Origin of the sequence: uncultured Chitinophaga sp., from assembly GCF_937898475.1 — a bacterium.
Lineage (GTDB): Bacteria > Bacteroidota > Bacteroidia > Chitinophagales > Chitinophagaceae > Chitinophaga.
In genome coordinates, this window is record NZ_CALEJS010000042.1 from 220526 (window position 1) to 241072 (window position 20547).

The following is a 20547-nucleotide window of genomic DNA, read 5'->3' on the forward strand; positions in this document are numbered from 1 at the left end:
CAAAGTCCCTGTCAGGGATACAACAAGTACTTTTTACGCATCGTTTTATACGCAGATAGCTGAGGTTCCCAGCTTTTGCGGATCTCCGCTTCTGATTTGCCGGCTATGATCTGTTGTTTAAACCGGGTGCTGCCAGACAGCTTATCGATGTCTCCCATCTGCTTACTCTGTGATCTGTCAAAGAATTTATTCTTGGCTGGATAAGCTTTGTACAACTCCATCATCCATTTAATATTAATGCGGCCACTATGGCGAAGAGCCGTCATATCATATTGCCGGAGGTCCAGTCCGTAGCAGGTCTGATCCTGATGTAAAGGTGTTTCAGACATTCCAGGTATGCTTACCGGGGTGAAGGAGAATTTGTAAACGCCTTTCAGCGCCGGACTACCCAACACCGTAAATGGCATGTGAGTGCCCCGTCCCTGGCTGATGATGGTACCTTCAAACAGGCACAACGAAGGATATAAAAGGATGGACTGTTGTGTATTAAGGTTAGGAGAGGGGGCTACCGGCAGGGTGTAGTCCATATTATGAGCATAGTGTAGAACCGGTATTATTTTGATCCGGCACTGTTGCTTTCCTGGCAGCCATCCTTCGCCGTTGATCATCCTGGCAAATTCCCCAATGGTCATACCATGGGTAATGGGGATCGGAAACTTGCCTATTCCAGACTTCAATTGCATATCCAGTACCGGGCCATCAACATAGCCATTCGGGTTGGGGCGATCCAGTATAAGTAATTCTTTCCCTGATTCAGCGCAAGCCTCCATAATATCTGCCAGCTTGTTAATATAGGTGTAGAACCTGCAGCCTACGTCCTGTATATCAAAGATCATGATGTCTATCGCTTTCATTTCCTCTGCAGACGGTTTTCTCTTGTTGCCATACAGGGAAATAACCGGTATACCAGTTGCCTTGTCTATTTCATCCCCTACATGAGCGCCATTACTGGCATTGCCACGAAACCCATGCTCAGGGCCGAATATCATTCGGATGTCTACACCCAATGCTTTTAAACTGTCGGCAATGGATTTATTGCCGATGATTGATGTATTGTTTGCCAGCAACCCCACTCTTTTTCCTTTTAAATAGGGCAGATAGCGTGCTACCTGTTCAGCACCGGTAACAGGTGTTGTTTTATGACGATCATCTTCCATGCGCGAAGAAGAAAGAAAAATGAGCGGTATAAATACCAGGGTCAGAAGTTTACACATATGATGCTATTATACAGGTAATTGCTTAAAAATAGTATTTATTTGGTAATGCCAGCCTGTTATTCCGGGTGGTTATGGCACAACGCTTGTAGTAGTTCCATAAACGCTACAATTATGAAAGTACTAGGTATCATCCTGATCATTGCAGGTCTTGCTATGGTGATCATTCGTGGTTTCTCTGTTCAAACCGAAAAGAAAGTGCTGGATGTGGGCCCTGTAGAAGTAAATAAAAAAGAAAATAAATGGGTGGGCTGGCCTACCTATGCGGGCGGCATAGTAGCCGTGGTGGGGGTAGTGCTGGTGTTGAGCGGTAACAAACGCCACTGATACAAGGCCGCTGGCCATAGTGGTATCTATGATCACCTGGCCAGGCTTTTTCCCTATATTTGATGGATCATGGCCAGGAAACAGGGCCGATCCCTACATTTGCCTTTCGCAGCAATAAATGTCAAACTAACGCAGAAATGGGTGATATTTCTTCTATATGTAGCCCTTTCTTCTTTAACGATCTCACACCATGAAATATGGGGAGACGAATTGCATAGCTGGAACATCGCAAAGTCCAGCGCTACCATTTCAGATGTGGTCTCCAATTCCCGGTATGAGGGGCATCCGCCCGTATGGTATATTGTACTCTGGTCCATTTCCAGGTGTACCCAGGACATAGTTTGGATGCAGGTGGTTCATTGGGTGATCATCACTTCCGCTGTTTTTGTCCTGCTTTTTTTCTCACCCATCCCTTGTCTTACAAGATCACTGATCCCGTTCGGATATTTCTTTTTGTTTGAATATGCTGCCTTAAGCAGAAATTATGCGATAGCGTTATTATTGCTCTTTTGTATCCTGCTGGTAATACCAGGTAAGTTCAGGTACAGCGTTCCCCTGTATTATGTACTGCTTTTCATTTTGGCCAATACACACCTGCTGGCGTTAATATTAGCCGGAAGTCTGCATTTATATTTTTTAGTGCGGAACCAGGAGAAGAACGCGAGAATGAAACAATTACTATTGCACGGCTTATTTGGACTGATAGTATTATTACCTACCTTGTATTTTATTTTTCCGCCCACAGATAGTGCACTTGATTTTAGTGCCTTTTGGGGCAGGGTGCACATTAAACAACAACTGGCCATCATGTTGCTGGCGCCTGTCAGGTCTTTTATTCCGGTGCCGGCGTGGTGGAATTATAATTTCTGGAATACACAATTCTTACTGAATGCAGGGCAACAGTACCCTTTGTTGAAAGGGGTTACTTTACTGTTATCAGTGGCCCTGTCTTTGCTGGTGGTCTTTATTTTGAAAGGCAACCGGAAAAGTCTGCTGGTTTTTATCGCCAACTTTGCAGTGACAATGGTAATGGCTGCTGTTTTCCCATTAACAACAGTGAGATACACCGGTTTTATTTTTATCAGCTTTATTACAGCCTGGTGGATATATACCGCTGAGGCCTTTCCCCGCAGAAGGACCAGCCGTCTTGTTAATATACTGCTGGCGGTGCAGATAATAGCGTCTGCAATCGCAGTGTACAGGGATATACGTTATCCCTTTTCCAATGCATACCAGGCTGGCGAGGTATTAAAAGAGGTACCCACCGGAAAAAAGATTGTAACTGATTTCTGGTGTGCCGACATGCTTTCTACGTATACAGGCCAGGCATTCTATTGTGTTGATATGCAAAGAGCGTTCTATTTTCTCCAGTGGAAAGATGAATACAAGGTCCCATTGGAAGCGCCTGACTCGTACTACAATGGCATGAAAGCACTATTTGCAAGAGAGCATCTGAAAGAAGTATACTTCATCACAGCGCGGTCCAGGGAATATATCTCCAGAAGGTACCCCCCTTTGCTAAAGGCATATCAGCTTGACCTGGTTGATAAAAGAGATTACGCAATAGAGGAATCGAGTAACTTGTATCTGTTCAGGGTAACTGCCTTGCATGAGTAACTACCTGGTATGAATAAACTAACCACCCTTCTTTTACTATTCGCACATATCACTGTCTCCGCTCAGCAGGGTATCCCTTTATCCACGATCACAAAGTTTGCTGCCACCACCTTCCCTGCTGTCAGGAACAGTAAAGACCTGTCCGGGGCCATTGCTCCATCCACAAAAGATCCCAGGGAACAGCTTCAGCTGTTATTGCTATGGGCGGATAAATACCTGCAGGTGGATACCGACCGTTTTTTTTCTGGTGGATATCCCCTCACAACCGATGAAAGCATTGAAAAGAAGATAGGCCTCTGTGATGAGTATGCCAATATAGTCACTGAATTTTGCAGGTTGAATAACATCCCCTGTATACGTATTGAAGGGTATGTAAAATATGCCGGGTTCAAATCTACAGATATACTGGATGATGCCAACCACGCCTGGAATGCGGTATATATTGATTCTTCCTGGCTGCTGTGCGACCTGTTTTGGTCTACCTGTGAATTGGTTAGTAAGCCCAGCGGTTACCACTTCATTAAGAAGATCAACACCGCCTATTACCTGGTGCCGCCTGCACAACTTATTTCTTCACACTTACCTTTAGACCCGGTATTCCAGTTTAGTAATTATCCCCTCAGTATGCAGGCATTCTATACTGCTGCTCGGCACCCCGATAGCAGTGCTGAAGCAAGCTATCTGAATTACCGTGATTCACTGAACGCCTTTCTTAAACTAAACGAAGTGGAGCAAAAGATTAAAGTGGCTGAGAACAGTTACCTGTTCAACAAAGACAACCCAAATACGCGGATCGCCGTTTACTATAACTACGCGGTGGCTATTGTCAACAATGAAAAAGCAAGTCTGCCTGCCCTGAAAAGAGCCGCACAGTTCCTGGAAACGGCAATGATCCTTATTGAACGTTCTTCAAAACCAGATATCCGGCAGTTATTGCCTGCCTGCCAGCGGGGTAAGCAAATGATAGCGCAGCGCATGGCACGGCTGTAAAGCGGATAAACAAGCATATTCCTTACAATTCTCAGGAAGCCATTTTTCAATGTTTTACAAAACATATGAAAATATGACCAAATAAACTTATATATTTGTCAATATATAATTTGTTAGCTATTAGAATATTATATCTATCCTTTTACCTATGCCAAGCTATAAACGCCTCCTAGCCGCTGCGTTATTGATACTTTGTTGTCATTGCTCTTATGCCCAGAACAAAGAATTGTACCGTTACCAGGATCTATCTCACCTTTACTATCAAAAGCAGCTGGATTCGCTGAAAAAAGCATGGGCCTGCCCGGCAGTTTTCAAGCAAAAAGAAACTCAGAAGCAGTACAAGGAGCTTTGGGATGATCGTACCGATTTTCTTACAAAGGCGCTTAAAGAGGATAACTACGTTTATGACAAGGAGTTACTTGCCTATATCGACGGTATTGTTGACCAGATAGCCCGGGCTAATAAGCAGCTCATCCCCGTTAAACCGTTTGTGTTGATCGATAGAAGCGCTGCGGTAAATGCCTATGCAGTAGGCGGTAATATACTGGCTATCAACCTTGGACTGATCACCTTTGCCCAATCGAAAGAGGATATAGCACTAACGATTGCCCATGAGCTGTCCCACAATATCTTAATGCATCCGGAAAATGCTATCAGACAACGGGCAGAGTGGCTCACTTCTGCGGAGTACAAAAAATCAATGAATGCCATACTAGATTCAAAGTATGAAAGGCTGACACGCCTCAAGAAAGTTTTTGAAGGTTACTCATTCAACAGGAGCAGACACCAGCGCTATCACGAAAGCGATGCAGATTCACTGGCCATCCTCCTCCTGAAAAAAAGCAGTATCGCTTTTGACCCATCCTTCTTTCTGCGGCTGGACAGCGCAGACATCATCTACAAACAAGCCCTGAAACAAACCTTGCCACAGTACTTTTCTGCCTATAGTCTGGAGATCATGCCCACCTGGATGCAGAAACGATCCAAAGGGCTTTCCACCAGGGCCTACAATTTTAAAGACACTACTCATATACAGGATTCCATGAAAACACACCCGGACTGTATAGAGCGTTACAACAGAACCCTGCGCGATGGCAGCAAAAATGTTGCATTCACTCCGGTACCAGAGGAAATGCAGGAAAGAGCCCGCAAAATGGAGATATGGAGCGTGTATTACAATATGAACCTGACAGCCTGCCTCTATATGATCCTGCTCGAAAAAGACAAGGGGAACAAGGATCCCTGGTATGATTTTATGGCGGCAAACGTCATCTCAGGACTTTACTACGCCGATCGGGAGCTTGACCGTTTCAATGCTATCAGCGTTAAACCTAAAGAGTACATTTCCAAAGACTACTACGAATTGCAAACATTGTTTGAGCAGATCCCCCGCGATAACCTTGAACAATTCTGCAGAACACTGCTGAATTCCAACCGGTGGCCCGACAGCAAAAAAGATGAAGCGGCATTCCGCCGGCTGATGAGCGCGTTAACCCTGGATCCCGATTTTTCTGAAGCCCATAAAGCCAGCGTTGCCAAAGCTTTTCTTAATGGCAACGAGAACAGTCTCTACGCCGAATTTGCCCATAGATTTGACAAAAAATAACACATCTATCCCTAATACAATGAAACAATTATTACTCATCAGCATTCTTTTTTTGGTATTTACCAACAATCCCTTTGCCCAGACTAAAGTTTTTAAAGAAGTAAGTAATGGTATTTCTACAGAAGTAAAACCCGTTATACAAGACGACAATCTCATCGGCTATATCGCTTTTACAGAACTGGAACGTGTAAACGCCGATTCATTTCGTTACCGGGTAACTATTATGGATGAAAACCTGAACGATATCGGCGTATTAAATTTTACTGAACTGAAACTGGACCTGGAAGCAGTGGCATTTGAACAGGATGTTTTATGCCTGGCCTACCTCAAAAGTAACTTCATAGGTTATGGTGATAAGAAAAGAAGAGACCGCAAAGCGCAGGCCGCTAACGGCTATGTGTCTGTCTTTACCCAGTTTGTAAGCCTGGATGGAAATATCATCAATTCCAACACTGTCAAGGTGAATATAAAAGTACTGGATGTATACGCCCGCAGCTGGGATCATACTTCAATAGGCGATGGAGGCCTAAAACATGTTGTACGGCTCAGGAATATGACCGGTAAAGGCTTTGTATGCTTTTACGGTGACGAGAGTAAGAATTATCTTACAGTGTACAGTCCGGAGGGAAAGGATATCTGGCACAAAGATTTTATGCAGGCTGCGGACAAATTCTTCATATTGCCATCACAACACGATATTTACTTGCTTTATAAAAAGACAGAGAAACTGCAGGAAGGTGGTTATTGGTTGATGGGTTACAATGTGGATAATAACGATGCTTTTGCCAAGTTCAACCTGAGTGACAACAAAGGACGCCCGTTCAGTGTACATACATTTGAAAATGATGCTGTAACCGGCAGGCCATACATTGCAGGTGTTGTACTGCATCCACGCAGGGGAAATGCTACATTGACCGTTAAACAGCTGGCAAAAGGCCCTTACATAGGCGTGTTTACGGTGCGCACAAAAGGCCCCGGCACCAGCAAAATGGAAAAAGTAGTATCTGACTGGTCCGCTGGCACTCAGGCGGCATTCTCTGCCAAAGGCCGTTACCAGGCTACCAGATCGTATATAATGTTTGAACCTGTTTTCAAGGACTATCAGGGCAACACTTATTTCGCCGGCACTTCCTACATCAGGAAACCGAAATGGGGCGCTATTACCGCATCGGTTATTACACTGCCCCTCGTAATTCCGCCGTTGTGGATACTAAGTATGGGTGGCACACAGAAAACCCGGCAGGGGGATGCGCTGCTGTTCAAACAGAATGAGAAAGGCGCTTTAACCTATGTAAACGCCATTCCTACATATCATGGCCGTTACTACCCCTGCAGATTGCCTATTTACCTGTATGATTTAAATGCGTATTATACTGTAACCAACTCTGAAACAAAAACGAATTACCTGGTGGTGAGTGACAAGAACAATGTGCATATCTATAACGTAAACCAGCAGAAGGTGATACGCACTATCCCCCGTAAGGACGGTAATGTGGTAACCACCATCTATCCCGCCAAGGAAGGGCATATCATGGTTTCTGAATACAACAAGCAGGACCGTTCCCGGAAGGTGTCTATAGAATCATTATAACCCGGTTATAAAAAAAGGAAGACTGAATAGAATACTTCAGTCTTTCTTTTTATTGCACCTGCTGAGGTGGCAGACATTGTTCCGCAAAACATGCAGATCAGGATGAATGCTTTGCATACTGCTGCCTGATACGGCTGAGCGTTTCGCGCGTTACCCCAAGAAATGATGCGATCATATGCAGGGGAACCCGCTCATAGATCCTGGGATAGGATTTAATAAAGTTCAGGTATTTTTCTTCCGCGGTATCGCTGATGTTACTAAGTATCCTTCTTTGGCTGGCGTCATAACTCCTGGCCTCCAGTTTCTCCTTGAACAGCCGGAACGGCGTAATAGTGTTAACCAGGTTATCGAAATCCTGTTTTCTGATGAGTAACAGATCACTATTCTCAAGTGCATCAATATTGCATTTGGAAGGAAGGCCTGAATTATAGCTCTCATAGTCGCTCATCCACCAGTTCTCGATGGAGAATCTCATAATATGTTCAGCACCATCTTTACCGATACGATATAGCCGCAGACAACCCTTGGCAACAAAGCAATTGAAATTGGATACATCACCCTCCTGGAGCAGGTATTGCCGCTTGCGCAGTTTTTTTTCTGTCGTAACCAGCTTCACCTGTTGCAATGCTTCATCGTTCAGGCCTGCTCCCTCTCTCAGATAAACGGCTAATGACTCAAACATAATTTGCTGGCTTTTGACAAAGCTATGCAAATCTTTTCACAGGGTTGGTCTTACAGTTATTTCATCAGGCTGATATGGGTCATACCTCCATCCGACAGGAGCTCTGAACCGACAATAAATGAAGACTCATCCGATGCCAGGAACACGGCCGCATTGCCAATATCAGCGGGCTGTCCTATCCTTCCGATGGGTATCTGGTTCACCCAAAGCTGCTTCACCTGATTCACCTGGCCTTCAGGCACGAATTTGTTAAACACCGGTGTATCAATAGTGCCTGGCGAAAGTACGTTTACCCTGATCCGTTGTTCCAACAGGTCCAGGGAGAGACCTTTGGCCAGCGATATCACAGCTGCTTTGGCTGCACTGTATATAGCCATACCAGGTGCTGCACGGTGTGCGGCACTGGAACCGATAAGTACAATGGAACTTCCTTCATTCAGGTAGGGAAGCGCTTTCTGCACGGTAAAGTAGACGCTCTTCAGGTTCAGGGCCATATAACCGTCGTAACTTTCTTCTGTAACAACTGTTACAGGGCCCATCTGGCTGCCATCCACCACACCGCCTGCATTCACTACAAGGGCATCGATCCTGCCAAATCTTTCAGCCGTTGTGCTGAAGATGTTTTCAAGGTCGCCCATATTGGTTACATCGCCTTTTAATCCGATGAAGTTTTTACCCAGGCGCTGAACCGCCGTATCGATCGTCTTTTGGTTTCTGCCGGTGATGGCGCCTTTGGCGCCTTCTTTCTGAAAAGCTTCTGCAATTCCAAAGCCTATTCCGCTATTACCGCCGGTGATCACCGCTACTTTGTCTTTTAGTCTCATTTGGTCAGTTAATTTATTCCACAGCAAAGTTGAGGTGGTTTGGTGCCAGGGCACAAGGACATATGATAAGAAGTTTGTGTGATAAATATCACCGTGGAAATGTGGATCAAGATGAAAACTTGGGGGAAGGTTAAAATTTTGTTGTTTTGCAGCTCATTAAGAATCAACAACCTTGGATCAGCACTATCAGCAGTTAATTAAATTTCTTCTCCCAAAGGGACTTTTGAATTATTTTGACTTGATCAAAACCACTCAATCACCCAATGGGCTTCATATTTACCTGGAAGGAAAGATTGACTTACCGGTAGTCGTCTTGGAGAAGTTTTTCGCCACTGCACCAGTAAAGAGCAGGCTTTTAAAAAGTTGGTTTTATGGTACAATGATGTAGAAGATGCCGGGCTTCCATCTTTTAAAACCCTTGCCAAAACTATCCAACATCATTATCTGGGCATACTTAACTTTTTCAACAACAGGTCCACCAATGCAGCGGCAGAGTCATTTAATGCGAAGATTAAAGATTTAGGAACGCGATGAGAGGCGTAAGAGATGTGGAATTCTTTCTGTTTAGATTATCTAAAATTTATGCTTGAAAACTTAAATCCCCCAGAAATTTAACTTGATCCCTCACATCCGGGGCTGGGGTTCATTAATTACCGGAACCATAAATAAAAAAAGGCTTTCAAGCATGTGCCTGAAAGCCTTTTTCTAAATTCGTAGCGAGAAAGGGAGTTGAACCCTTGACCTCAGGGTTATGAATCCTGCGCTCTAACCGCCTGAGCTACCTCGCCATGTTTCCTATTTTGATCAAGGGAGTGCAAAGATAATGGTCGTCCCCGAAATATCAAAAATTAATCTAAATATTATTTCCAAAATAATATATAAGCGGCTTAATAAACACCCGGTAGTAAGCGATTAGTGGTCCGCTGATACGCCTCGTACTCCGCCCCGAAAGACGCCGTCAGCATCGCTTCCTCCACCCTTATCCTGTACAGGAATGCCGCTGTTACCGGTATCACCACTATCAGCAGGCTCACCCAGTTGTTCAGCGAAATGGCAAAGCCTAGGAAAGACAGCAGCGATCCCGAGTAAGCCGGGTGGCGAACATACTTATACATCCCGTCCTTCTTCAACATATGGCCCTGCCGTATGGCCACATCGACCGTAAAAAACCTGCCCAGTGAGCGGATCGCTATAAACCGGATGATCATCCCCAGCAATATCATGCCTATGCCCGACCACCCGATGCCTGTCCACCCCGTTAGCGGAAAGCTGGTATATTCGGCAAGGTTCCCGCCAATAGCGGTGGCAGCGATGGCCGCTATCCAGATGATAGTCAGCGTCTGTTTGCTCTTCAGGGGCTGATCACCACTGCTGGAGCGCAATACCCGGTTGAGTATGATTTCCAACAGCAGCCAGCAGGCATAAACAATGTAGAAGAAGATTTTCATAAGACAGACATTATCACCAAAGGTAAGCGGAAAATCTCCCCGGATGAACAATGTATTCAGTCCTCCAGCAGCAGCTCCATCTGGATGTTGGCCCGCTCATAAGGAGAGGGGGGCCCCGTGATCTTCCTGAATCCCAGTTTGTGATACAGGTTAACAGCTGGTTTCAGGATGGTATTGCTCTCCAGGTAAAGACGCCTGGCGTCATTGTCCCTGGCTCTTTCTATGGCCGCCTTACCCAGTAAAAAGCCGATGCTCTTACCGCGCACTTCCGGCGATACCGCCATTTTGGCCAGCTCATAGCCGCTACCATCTTTCATTTTGATCAGTGCGCAGGTGCCTACGGGCTGGCCTTCGTAAATGGCCATGAGAATATGCCCGCCCTTCTTCAGGATATAGTCCTTCGGATGGTCCAGCGCCTTCAGGTCTTCCGGCTCTATTTTGAAGTAGGTGGAAATCCACTGTACATTCAGCGCTTTAAAAGTCGCCGCATGTTCAGGGGCATAATCCACGATCTGTACGCTGCTGCCTTCCCGCGCTTTCTTCTGTTCCTGTACACGGCGCAGCAGGCTCTTCTGACCCAGCAGGAACTCCCATTCTGCAATGGCTTTCCAGAGGTCATACTGTGTTTCTTTCATGGCATTTTCTACCGCAGCGCCCACATCGCTGAGCTGGTCCTGCATTTTCTGGAGGATGGCTTCCCCTGCGGGGGATAGCGTCACGAAATTCTTGCGCCCGTCTTTTTTTCCCTTCTTCTCTTTTACATATCCCTTTTTAGCCATCTCCCGCACAATCTGGCTCACAGAAGGGTGTGTGTGCCCTATTTCCTGGGCTATTGCGGTAATGGTCCTTTCTTCCCCGCGTGCCAGAACATAGAACACCGGGAACCATTTTGGCTGCATGTCTATGTTGTATAAAGCATAGATCTGGGACGCCTCTTCGGTAAGCAGGTCACTCAGCCGGCGCAGCCTGCTGCCAAGTGCCATTTTCCCTACCTGCTCATAAAACTCCATAACTGATCATTAATTACGTAATTGGTTACGTAAATTTATACATAATCTGTATATCCACCAAAAAATAGTACAGTACGCCACTCGCAGCGTGCAGGGCGCCTGCAACCTTTTCGCATGGTAATTGTTGTACCAGCAGGGTAATCTGATTTATTCACCTGAAAAACCTTTTCCCCATGTCAGTAGTAAAAGTAATTGAGCTCATTTCCTCTTCTGAAAAAAGCATAGAAGATGCTATCCAAAACGCTGTTGCAGAAGCATCCAGAACCATTCACAACATCGATTCCGTTTTTGTAAAAGACATTAAGGCCCATGTGAAAGATGGAAAGGTTACCACCTACGGCGTGATCTGTAAGGTTTCCTTCAGGCTCGATGAAGGCCGCTAAGCTGCCTGGCCTCTTTTCTGGTAAACATGCTGTGTAAACATGTACGCCCTGCATTCAACGGCAGGGTGTGCATGGCTGCGCATCTGGAGATTAACGTAAACGGCAGTACTAAGTAGTGGGATCCGCTGCATGTGTATTACCTTCAGGCGGCTGGCCGGGTTTCCATTGCTGCAGTATTTCAGGGTCAATGGAGCGGATGTGCAGATCGCGCTGCGGATAAGGAAACTCAATACCTGCTTTTTGCAGATTCTCATAAATGGCCGTCAGCACATCATGCTGCAGCTGTCCTGCCAGTCCCAGGTCAGTTAACCAGAAGAACACCCGGAAGTTGATGGAGTTATCGCCAAACTGGAAAAGGAACACCACCGGTGCTGGGTTTTCCATTACGCCTTCCCTGCCCGCTACCGCCTGCTTCAGTATCTCCGTCACCGTCTTTATATCGGCCCCGTAATTCACGTTTATCACCAACTCTACACGGCGTGTGCGATTGCTCAATGTCCAGTTGATCAGCTGCTGCGATATCAGGTCGCCATTCGGCACAATCACTTCAGATCCGTCGTAAGCAGAGATCTTGCTGGAGCGGATGCCTATCTCCTTCACCACACCCGAACGTGTGCCCATCTCTATTACATCGCCTACTTCTATTGGTTTCTCAAATGCGAGTATCACACCGGATACCAGGTTGTTCACAATATTCTGCAAACCAAAACCAATGCCTACGCCCAGTGCGCCAATTACGATCGCCAGTTTGTCCATCGGGATGCCCGAGGCCGCAAAAGCCAGGAGAATGCCCACTGCCAGTACTGCCAGTCTTACCAGCAGCATGGCAGAACCCAGCCGGTTCTTTTTACCGGAGCCGGTATTCTGCGGGTCGCCAAACATATAGGCGATCATCTGCGAAATAACGGAAGACACCCAGATCACCAGCAGAAATACTATGACACTGCCAAAGGTAAAGGTGGTATTACCGATCCTGCGCTCAGTGTCCAGGAAGCGGGCAATCGTCTCGTAAATATTATCGTAAATGTAAAGATTGCGGGCAATCAGCATCATCCAGGCCAGGGTGGCAAACAGGTAGAGCAGCACTTTCAGCCGTGCCTGTATATTCTGAAAATCAATAAAGGAAATAAAGGTGCTGGAACTCTTGTTGGCCTCCACCTGCAGGTAAACAGATTCCATCAGCAGGTCTGCAAGGAACATCAGGTTCACTGCCATTGTCACCGCTATTGCGGCCGTAGAACCCATGATCTTGGCCGAGGTCATACGCCCGCTGATCACCAGCAGCATGGAGAAAGCGCTCATCAGCATAAAGATGATCAGCACCCCGCGGGAATATTTGGGCAGCGCCAGCGTACTTTGACCCGTGATCTTCATTAGGCGCATACCCAGCACAATGGATGCTGTGGTGGCAAAGAAAAGTCCCCACTGCTCAGCATTTGTAGCCTGGATGGTCAGATTGTTGATGAAGTAAAGAAACAGGACGGCCACCAGTAAAAGCCAGTGGCGGAAAATATGCCGCGGTATAAAATGATGCAGGATATAACTGAGCGCCGCCACCGTCACCACCCAGTTCAGTTCCAGGTACAACACCGGATACTGTACTGATACCAGGCCAGACACTGTGAAGATAAACACCAGCATACTGGCCACCGGAAAGCGGTACAGCAGGCGGGAATGTTGCAGAATAGCCTCTGCTTCAGTATCCGGATGATGATTGCGTACCCGGCGTATATTGTTGCGCACCCAGAAAGCAAATACACCGCCCAGCAATACCCATACTATCATGATCGGCCACTGCATGGCAAAGAAAATGCTGAGTACCCGTATATTCTTTGACAAAGAATTGCGCAATACCGTGAAAAAGCCGGGCTCTGTAGCCTGCTTCTTTGGCTGCCACAAATAGGTATAGTCTTTGGCAAACATGCGGCGGTTATAGTTATCCATCGCAAACTCCATATCTCCCAGCAGGTTGGTAACAGCAATGTAACGCATGGCCACCTCGTTCTGCAGCAGGCCCATTTGCAGGAGCGACTGCTTATTGGCTTTATCTATCTGCCTGAACTTCAGTATCAGGCTGGTAAGCTGGCTTACATAAAAATCCCGCAGCTCGTCTTCGGCAGGTACCATGCGCATGGTGGTATCCTTTCTCACCTGCTGCAGCGTGTCGTTGATGCTTACCAGCTCTTCGTAATGACGGAACAGGCCTTTCTGCCAGGTTTGTAATATCCGCCGCAGCTGCACCAGCATTACCTTGTTGGTGAACAGATCGTGAATATTGGGGGTGGCCCCCAGTGCAGCAATATTGCCTTTGATCACATGCAGGGAAGAATCTATCAGTGGCAACCGCTCCGTAATACCGGATGTATCGTATCCCTGTTTCAATGTGCTGCCCAGCTCATTCAGCATTAAAGTATAACCTTCTATGCGGTTAATGATCACCGCAGTAGCGGTATCAGAGGCTTTTGACTTACTGGTGTCTTTGGCAAACCGGGAAATATCCCTGCTGGTGTTAACGCTGTCTTTATCCGGTGATGCTTGCTGGGGCTCCTTTTTTGACTGGCTGGAAGCGTTGCCCGCCAGCAGCAACATCCAGCAACACCAGGCTATCAAAGGCCGGAGCTTCCTAAAGACAGTTTTGTGCATGGTTAACTAAATGATTACCATAGCAATTTAATGCTTTAATACCATTTAACAGTCTTCACCATGGTTCTCCTTGTGATATCGTTTGCCGTGGCATTATGTTAAAATAGTATCAGCAGGGGCGTACTGATAGCATTTTAACTACCTTCTCCATGCTTTATCCTTGCTGTATCCATATTCCCTGCTGTTTTTGCTGAAATAGTATCGTTGGGAATTCCTGTGTTTATTGATTAAATTCATTCATTGTGAGCCGCATAGCATGAAAAGGGAAGCCGTCATCGCAAATATCCAGCAGCACACCCAGTCCTGGGATGTGGTCGTGATCGGGGGAGGGGCCACCGGTTTGGGCGCCGCCCTGAAGGCCGTTACCCGTGGTTATCGTACCCTGCTGCTGGAGCAGGCTGATTTTGCCAAATCTACCTCCGGCAAAAGCACCAAGCTGGTACATGGTGGCGTGCGCTACCTCGCTGAGGGCGATGTTGCCCTGGTAAGAGAGGCCAGTATTGAACGCGGCCGCCTGCTCCGGAATGCCCGCACCTGGTCAGGAACCTGTCTTTCGTGATCCCCGTTTTCAGTTGGTGGCAGTCGCTCAAATACACAGTCGGACTTAAACTGTATGACCGTATGGCCGGCCGCCTCAGCCTGGGGCGCTCGCAGTATATCTCCCGCAGGGAAACTCTGGAGCGGCTGCCCACCCTGTCGACACAGCACCTGAAGGGCGGGGTACTGTATCACGACGGACAGTTTGACGATAGCCGGCTGGCCGTCAACCTGGCGCAAACCATCTGCGAGAAAGGTGGTGCCGCCCTGAACTATGTAAGGGTAACAGCCCTCTGTAAAGACGCCCAGGGCCGTATCACCGGTATCCGCGCAGTAGATACCATTGGCGGGATGCCTATCCGGGTAGATGCCCGCGCCGTGATCAATGCTACCGGCGTGTTTACAGACGATATCCTGCAGATGGACAGTCCGGGCGCCCGCAAATCAGTGGTCGCCAGCCAGGGGGTGCACCTCGTGCTGGACGCTTCCTTTCTGCCCGGTCATTGCGCCCTTATGATACCCTGCACCAGCGAAGGACGCGTGCTTTTCGTGGTGCCCTGGCACAATAAAGTGGTAGCGGGTACCACCGATACCCCGTGAACCATATCACCCTGGAACCCCCATGCCCTGGAACAGGAGATCAGCTTTATACTGAATACAGCCGGGGAATACCTGCAGCGCCGTCCCAAAAGAACGGATGTACTAAGCGTGTGGGCAGGCTTACGGCCCCTGGCTACTCCCGAAGAAGCAGGACAGCAGACAAGGGAGATATCCCGCAATGATAAGATCATGGTGGCGGCATCAGGACTGGTGACTATTATCGGCGGAAAATGGGCTACTTATCGTCGTATGGCCGAAGACGTTATACGGCAGATGGAAAAAGCCCTCGGCCGGACACGCACCACATCCGTTACCCATGATATGCCACTGCATGGCGCGGGGCAGGCAGACTGGAACGATCCCTGGTACTTTTACGGCAGTGATGCAGCCGCCATCCGCGACCTCATCTCCGCCCAACCTGTTTTGCAGGAAGCGCTCAGCACTTCCCTGCATATCCGCAGGGCACAGGTGATATGGGGCGTGCGGCATGAAATGGCTTGCCATGTAGAAGACTTTCTGGCGCGCCGTACACGCGCGCTGTTCCTCTATGCACGCGAAGCCCTGCGCATAGCGCCCGTGATAGCTGCTATTATGGCCCGGGAATTGCAGCAGGACAGCAGCTGGGAACAACGGCAGCTGGAAAGCTTTACGGCGCTGGCTAAATCATATTTACTAAGCTGAAAGCTCCGGTAGCGAAGCATATTAACATTACGTTACTTCCCATACCAGGGGCGCATAACTAAAGACCAGACACTATTTTTAAGATTATGACGAAATTATTCTTACTCGCAGGAGTTTTACTGTTATCCATTCAGGATATGAAAGCGCAGGACACGTTCCCGGTATTTGACAAAGAAGGCCACCGCGGCTGCAGGGGCCTCATGCCTGAGAATACTATTCCCGCTATGAAGAAGGCAATAGACCTGGGTGTTACCACCCTGGAGATGGACGTGGTCATTACAAAAGACAAACAGGTAATATTGTCTCATGATGCCTACCTCAATCACCGCTTCTCTCTGACACCCGAAGGCAGGGATTTTACGAAAGAAGATGAGCCGCGGTATGTGCTTTATAAAATGGATTATGCTGAGATCCGTAAGTTTGATGTAGGCTCCAAAGGCAATCCTGGTTTTCCACGGCAGCAGCGTATTAAAGCGTACAAACCTTTGCTGTCTGAAGTGATAGATACAGTAGAGCAATATGCTGCTTTAAAAAGTGCAGACCTCCCGCGGTATAATATCGAAACCAAATCAGCAGAAGGGCATGACGGTGAATGGCAACCGGCTCCTGAAGAATTTGTAGACCTGCTGGTAGCCGTACTGGAAGAGAAGAAGATCACCAGCAGGGTAGTGATACAGTCTTTTGATAAAAGAACCTTACAGGTGCTGCACAGAAAATATCCTGATATAAAAACAAGTTACCTGGTAGGAGAGGATAAGCAGGGCCTGGACAGCAACCTGGCTGTACTGGGTTTTACCCCTTTTATATACAGTCCGCACTATAAACTAGTGAATGCGCAGCTGGTGCAAAGCTGCAAAGAGAAAGGCCTTAAACTGATCCCGTGGACTCCCAACACTGCTGAAGAAATAGCTCAGCTGAAAGCATTGGGAGTAGACGGCATCATTACAGATTATCCTGATCTTTTCTGATTAGATCCATTTTATTTTTTCTGTCAGCGGTTTGATCCTTCTGCCTTCAGGAATGCCGCCATCGGCATAGCCCAGGTAGAAGAATCCCAGTACTTTATCCTGGTCGCGTAGGCCTAAATAATCCTGCATGGCAGGAGTATAGGTCATGCCGCCGGAGCCCCAGTAAGCGGCCAGGCCAAGTGCTGTGGCGCCCAGCCACATGTTTTGTACGGCGCAGGAAACTGCGGCAATCTCTTCTATCTCCGGAATTTTGGGATTGTCGCCCCGTTTCAGACAGATAGCAATGATATGAGAGGCCAGGTCGCCCTGGTGCTGCAGCTTTTCGTAGTTGCCCGGAATAAACTGGGCGGCTGGTGTATTGTTCTTATACAGCGTTGCATGATCTGCGCAGAATTGCTTTACAGCATCTCCACTGTATACTACAAAGTACCAGGGTTCTGTATATCCGTGCGTAGGCGCCCAATCGGCCAGCGACAGTAACTGCCTGATAATATCGTCCGGTATCTTTTTGCCGTTCATACCGGTAGGCTTTACCGTACGCCTGTTTTTGATGATTTGTTCTAAATGCTGATCCATTGTTTGTTGTTTTTATTCTTTATGCCAGTTGTGTTTTCCAGGCTTCCGGCAAACGGCTTACTTTACGTTGCTGATAGTCAAAGCATACCATGCCTGTTTTGGCTTCTGCAATGGGCAGGATGGCATCGCCGCGATGTGCGGTAATGCGGTAATAAAGGTCAAAGCCTGAAGAGGTGTATTCATCGGCGCTAATCTCCACGTCGAATATATCACCGTGAAAACCTTCTCCTTTATATACTATCGCTACATCAGACATGATCAGGCCCGGGCCCTGCTCCGGTAATTCTTTTAGTCCGGCGGCTTGCAGGTATTGCATCCGTGCTTCATGCATAATGGAAAGAATGGCGTCGTTGCCTACATGGTTGCCGTAGTTAAGATCCTGTATACGTACAGGTATCTGTGTCTTAAATCCGAATGCTGCCGGTAATGTTAATTTTATTCTTGCCATTATTTTATTTCAGGTTACGTGTAATCACGTGATCAGTGCTGTTCACCCTGTTCTTTCAGGTAAGTGATCAGGCCTTCAAAAGCGCGGGCGCGGTGGCTGTATGTATTCTTTTCTGCCAGGCCCATTTCTGCAAAACTGCGGTCGGCGCCATCGGGTACAAATATGGGATCGTAGCCGAATCCTTCACTGCCCTGTGGCTGTTCAAGAATGCGGCCCGGGCAAACGCCTTCAAACTGCAGTTCCTTTCCGTCAATGATCAGGGAGATCACGGTGCGGAAACGTGCGCTGCGGTCTGTCTTATCTTTCAGTTCCTGTAATACTTTTACGATGTTATCCGCTGCAGATTTCTGTTCGCCTGCATACCTGGCAGAGAGCACGCCGGGGGCGCCGCCTAATGCCATTACTTCCAGCCCGGTATCTTCAGAAAAGCAGTCCTGTCCTGTCATCTTATAAATAACGGATGATTTTTCCCTGGCATTTTCCTCCAGTGTATCATGCGGTTCGGGAATATCTATATCGATACCGGCTTCCTGCAGGGTGATGATCTCAAAGTGATTGCCTAGCAAAGACCGCATTTCCTTTACCTTGTTCTCGTTGTTAGTGGCAAATACCAGTTGCATGTGTTATAAGAATAGTTGTTTTAATCCGTTCCAGAGTTTTCCTTTCAGCAATTTGTCTGCAGCAATCATTTCCAGCGGGTGGGAAAACAGCAGCTGTATGCCGCCCACACTATGCACCTGGTATTCAGGCAGGGGCTCTAGTCCAAGACTGGCCGGTGTGATGCCGAATACCACGCATTTCCGCATATTGACGGCCTGTTGCCACATGGCGAGTGGTGTGTTGGGGACCTGAGCCGTATTCACCAGTGCTACATCCTGCATGCCCAGTTTACAGGCATTTAAAATATTTGTAAGCAGGTTGAATAATTCATCATTTAAGTAAGCACTGTTTTCATTTTGTATGAATAGAGCGATGTTTTTTTGATTTTCTCCTAAATATTTGATTTTCGGCAGCGGCTTCTGCTCCTTTACAACAGGGGCGCTTTTCCCGGGAATGATAGGCTGATTATATATCCTGGCCAGTAAGTACGGGTCCAGCTGCAGTTGATCAAAAGACATAAATATTGGTTTAAGTATTCATGTGATCATTCCCGCTTGGGGAAAAATCAGTTTATTTGCGTAAAAATATTGAGATAAAATTGATTAACCATGATGGTAGTAGATTATAAAGGCGTAAATGCTCCGGCAATGGAAGAAGCTGCAAAGCGGATCAAGGTTAGCAAAACCACGCAGAGCCGTATTGGTGAGGTGGATTTCAATAACCTGGTGTTCGGGAAGAAATATGCAGACCATATGCTGGTAGCTGATTTTGACGGTAGGGATTGGCATGACGCCCAGATACTGCCTTTTCAGAACCTGTCTATAAGCCCTTCCAACGCTGCCTGGCATTACGGGCAGGCCATTTTTGAGGGAATCAAGGCCTATAAGGACCAGGAAGGCCGTCCAATGATCTTCCGCCCTTATGATAATTATAACCGTTTCAACCTTTCTGCAGAAAGGATGGGCATGCCATCTGTTCCGGAATGGCTGTTCATTGGCGGCATGGCCCGGCTGATCAGCCTGGACCGCGACTGGATACCCACCGGTGAAGGATGCTCCCTTTACCTGCGCCCGTTCATGATCGCAGCAGATGAGTTTATCGGGGTCCGTCCTTCTGAAACATATAAGTTCGTGATCATCAACTCTCCGTCCGGCGCTTATTTCAACAAGCCGATCAAGCTGCTGGTACAGGATAAATTTATCCGTGCCTTCCCCGGTGGTGTTGGATACGCCAAAGCTGCAGGCAATTACGGCGGGGCCATGTATCCCACCATGCAGGCCCGCAAACAGGGGTTTGACCAGATATTGTGGGTAGACGGTATGGAGCACAAATACCTGCAGGAGTGTGGCACAATGAACGTATTTACTATTATTGGCAATAAGGCGCTCACGCCTGATCTTACCCAGGGCACCATCCTGGCCGGTGTTACCCGCGCCAGCGTAATGACCCTGCTGGAAGATATGGGCCTCACCGTAGAAGAACGCCCAGTGTCCATAGACGAGATCGTTGTTGCCTGGAAAGACGGCACCCTGCGCGAAGTGTTCGGGACCGGTACCGCTGCCAGCGTAGCCTACGTCGAGCAGCTGGACTACAAAGAGCACTCCATCCGGCTGGACCCCTCCCACTACGACGTTGGCGCTGAGGTCATCAAACGTTTGGACGCCATCCGCACCGGGAAGGCTCAAGATGCCAGGGGGTGGAACTTCGTTATTAATTAGTAATGAATAATTAATAATTGCAGAGGGGCCTGAAAGCATGTTTAGATGGGAAGAAATTATTTAGAGATTGATAACATATTAAAT

General features: G+C 47.5%; 22 protein-coding genes and 1 tRNA gene. 12 read left to right on the forward strand and 11 right to left on the reverse strand.

All coding sequences use genetic code 11. The annotated features are described in order from the left end of the window. Positions 1-11: 11 nt before the first annotated feature. Positions 12-1214, reverse strand: coding sequence for a DUF1343 domain-containing protein (locus tag Q0577_RS26525; protein WP_298741791.1), 1203 nt, complete (start codon positions 1212-1214; stop codon positions 12-14). Between the two features lie 114 nt (positions 1215-1328). On the opposite strand from Q0577_RS26525, the gene Q0577_RS26530 reads away from it, so the two are divergent. The 5 genes from Q0577_RS26530 to Q0577_RS26550 all read left to right on the forward strand — a co-directional run bounded on the left by Q0577_RS26530 (position 1329) and on the right by Q0577_RS26550 (position 7345). Continuing rightward, positions 1329-1541 (forward strand): hypothetical protein, encoded by a 213-nt coding sequence (locus Q0577_RS26530; protein ID WP_298741793.1) that lies wholly within the window; start codon positions 1329-1331, stop codon positions 1539-1541. A gap of 141 nt (positions 1542-1682) precedes the next feature. Next, positions 1683-3158 carry a hypothetical protein gene (locus Q0577_RS26535; protein WP_298741795.1) on the forward strand — a complete coding sequence of 492 codons (1476 nt, stop codon included), beginning with the start codon at positions 1683-1685 and terminating at the stop codon, positions 3156-3158. Positions 3159-3167: 9 nt separating this feature from the next. Further along, the gene (locus tag Q0577_RS26540; RefSeq protein ID WP_298741797.1) at positions 3168-4148 is read left to right on the forward strand and encodes a transglutaminase domain-containing protein; all 981 of its coding nucleotides are present in this window, start codon (positions 3168-3170) and stop codon (positions 4146-4148) included. Positions 4149-4296: 148 nt separating this feature from the next. Continuing rightward, the gene (locus Q0577_RS26545) at positions 4297-5754 is read left to right on the forward strand and encodes a M48 family metalloprotease (protein WP_298741799.1); all 1458 of its coding nucleotides are present in this window, start codon (positions 4297-4299) and stop codon (positions 5752-5754) included. A gap of 19 nt (positions 5755-5773) precedes the next feature. Beyond that, complete coding sequence (locus Q0577_RS26550) at positions 5774-7345, forward strand: DUF6770 family protein (RefSeq protein WP_298741801.1); 1572 nt, start codon at positions 5774-5776, stop codon at positions 7343-7345. Between the two features lie 97 nt (positions 7346-7442). On the opposite strand, the gene Q0577_RS26555 is transcribed toward Q0577_RS26550, so the two are convergent. Continuing rightward, positions 7443-8027 (reverse strand): Crp/Fnr family transcriptional regulator, encoded by a 585-nt coding sequence (locus tag Q0577_RS26555; RefSeq protein WP_298741802.1) that lies wholly within the window; start codon positions 8025-8027, stop codon positions 7443-7445. Positions 8028-8083: 56 nt separating this feature from the next. After that, entirely contained in the window at positions 8084-8851 is a 768-nt protein-coding gene (locus Q0577_RS26560; RefSeq protein WP_298741804.1) for a glucose 1-dehydrogenase, read from the reverse strand. A 363-nt stretch (positions 8852-9214) separates the two neighbouring features. Here Q0577_RS26560 and Q0577_RS26565 point away from each other — a divergent pair, with 363 nt between their 5' ends. Then, complete coding sequence (locus tag Q0577_RS26565) at positions 9215-9385, forward strand: transposase (RefSeq protein WP_298741807.1); 171 nt, start codon at positions 9215-9217, stop codon at positions 9383-9385. Between the two features lie 180 nt (positions 9386-9565). Here Q0577_RS26565 and Q0577_RS26570 read toward each other — a convergent pair. The 3 genes from Q0577_RS26570 to Q0577_RS26580 all read right to left on the reverse strand — a co-directional run bounded on the left by Q0577_RS26570 (position 9566) and on the right by Q0577_RS26580 (position 11309). Beyond that, positions 9566-9639 (reverse strand) — tRNA-Met (locus Q0577_RS26570). Positions 9640-9738: 99 nt separating this feature from the next. After that, the gene (locus Q0577_RS26575) at positions 9739-10299 is read right to left on the reverse strand and encodes an isoprenylcysteine carboxylmethyltransferase family protein (RefSeq protein ID WP_298741811.1); all 561 of its coding nucleotides are present in this window, start codon (positions 10297-10299) and stop codon (positions 9739-9741) included. Positions 10300-10355: 56 nt separating this feature from the next. Continuing rightward, positions 10356-11309 carry a bifunctional helix-turn-helix transcriptional regulator/GNAT family N-acetyltransferase gene (locus Q0577_RS26580; RefSeq protein WP_298741813.1) on the reverse strand — a complete coding sequence of 318 codons (954 nt, stop codon included), beginning with the start codon at positions 11307-11309 and terminating at the stop codon, positions 10356-10358. Positions 11310-11482: 173 nt separating this feature from the next. On the opposite strand from Q0577_RS26580, the gene Q0577_RS26585 reads away from it, so the two are divergent. Continuing rightward, positions 11483-11692 carry a dodecin gene (locus Q0577_RS26585; protein WP_298741815.1) on the forward strand — a complete coding sequence of 70 codons (210 nt, stop codon included), beginning with the start codon at positions 11483-11485 and terminating at the stop codon, positions 11690-11692. Positions 11693-11800: 108 nt separating this feature from the next. Here Q0577_RS26585 and Q0577_RS26590 read toward each other — a convergent pair whose 3' ends face one another. Beyond that, complete coding sequence (locus tag Q0577_RS26590) at positions 11801-14335, reverse strand: mechanosensitive ion channel domain-containing protein (protein ID WP_298741817.1); 2535 nt, start codon at positions 14333-14335, stop codon at positions 11801-11803. Positions 14336-14591: 256 nt separating this feature from the next. On the opposite strand from Q0577_RS26590, the gene Q0577_RS26595 reads away from it, so the two are divergent. The 4 genes from Q0577_RS26595 to Q0577_RS26610 all read left to right on the forward strand — a co-directional run bounded on the left by Q0577_RS26595 (position 14592) and on the right by Q0577_RS26610 (position 17121). Next, a complete protein-coding gene (locus Q0577_RS26595) occupies positions 14592-14894 on the forward strand; it encodes an FAD-dependent oxidoreductase (RefSeq protein ID WP_298741819.1) in 303 nt (100 codons plus the stop codon). 62 nt (positions 14895-14956) lie between these two features. After that, on the forward strand, positions 14957-15472 hold the full coding sequence (locus Q0577_RS26600; RefSeq protein WP_298741821.1) for an FAD-dependent oxidoreductase: 516 nt from the start codon (positions 14957-14959) through the stop codon (positions 15470-15472). A 108-nt stretch (positions 15473-15580) separates the two neighbouring features. Further along, entirely contained in the window at positions 15581-16153 is a 573-nt protein-coding gene (locus Q0577_RS26605; RefSeq protein ID WP_298741823.1) for a glycerol-3-phosphate dehydrogenase C-terminal domain-containing protein, read from the forward strand. An 86-nt stretch (positions 16154-16239) separates the two neighbouring features. Further along, the gene (locus tag Q0577_RS26610; RefSeq protein WP_298741824.1) at positions 16240-17121 is read left to right on the forward strand and encodes a glycerophosphodiester phosphodiesterase; all 882 of its coding nucleotides are present in this window, start codon (positions 16240-16242) and stop codon (positions 17119-17121) included. On the opposite strand, the gene Q0577_RS26615 is transcribed toward Q0577_RS26610, so the two are convergent. The 4 genes from Q0577_RS26615 to Q0577_RS26630 are packed head-to-tail and all read right to left on the reverse strand — an operon-like array spanning position 17122 to position 19263. After that, positions 17122-17697 (reverse strand): nitroreductase, encoded by a 576-nt coding sequence (locus tag Q0577_RS26615; protein WP_298741826.1) that lies wholly within the window; start codon positions 17695-17697, stop codon positions 17122-17124. It abuts the gene before it with no gap. A gap of 19 nt (positions 17698-17716) precedes the next feature. Further along, positions 17717-18145 (reverse strand): thioesterase family protein, encoded by a 429-nt coding sequence (locus Q0577_RS26620; protein ID WP_298741828.1) that lies wholly within the window; start codon positions 18143-18145, stop codon positions 17717-17719. A gap of 32 nt (positions 18146-18177) precedes the next feature. Then, positions 18178-18765 carry an RdgB/HAM1 family non-canonical purine NTP pyrophosphatase gene (gene rdgB / locus Q0577_RS26625; protein ID WP_298741830.1) on the reverse strand — a complete coding sequence of 196 codons (588 nt, stop codon included), beginning with the start codon at positions 18763-18765 and terminating at the stop codon, positions 18178-18180. Positions 18766-18768: 3 nt separating this feature from the next. Continuing rightward, positions 18769-19263 carry a hypothetical protein gene (locus Q0577_RS26630; RefSeq protein WP_298741832.1) on the reverse strand — a complete coding sequence of 165 codons (495 nt, stop codon included), beginning with the start codon at positions 19261-19263 and terminating at the stop codon, positions 18769-18771. 90 nt (positions 19264-19353) lie between these two features. Here Q0577_RS26630 and Q0577_RS26635 point away from each other — a divergent pair, with 90 nt between their 5' ends. Continuing rightward, positions 19354-20463: a branched-chain amino acid aminotransferase gene (locus Q0577_RS26635; protein ID WP_298741833.1), complete on the forward strand. Its 1110-nt coding sequence runs from the start codon at positions 19354-19356 to the stop codon at positions 20461-20463. Positions 20464-20547: the final 84 nt, after the last annotated feature.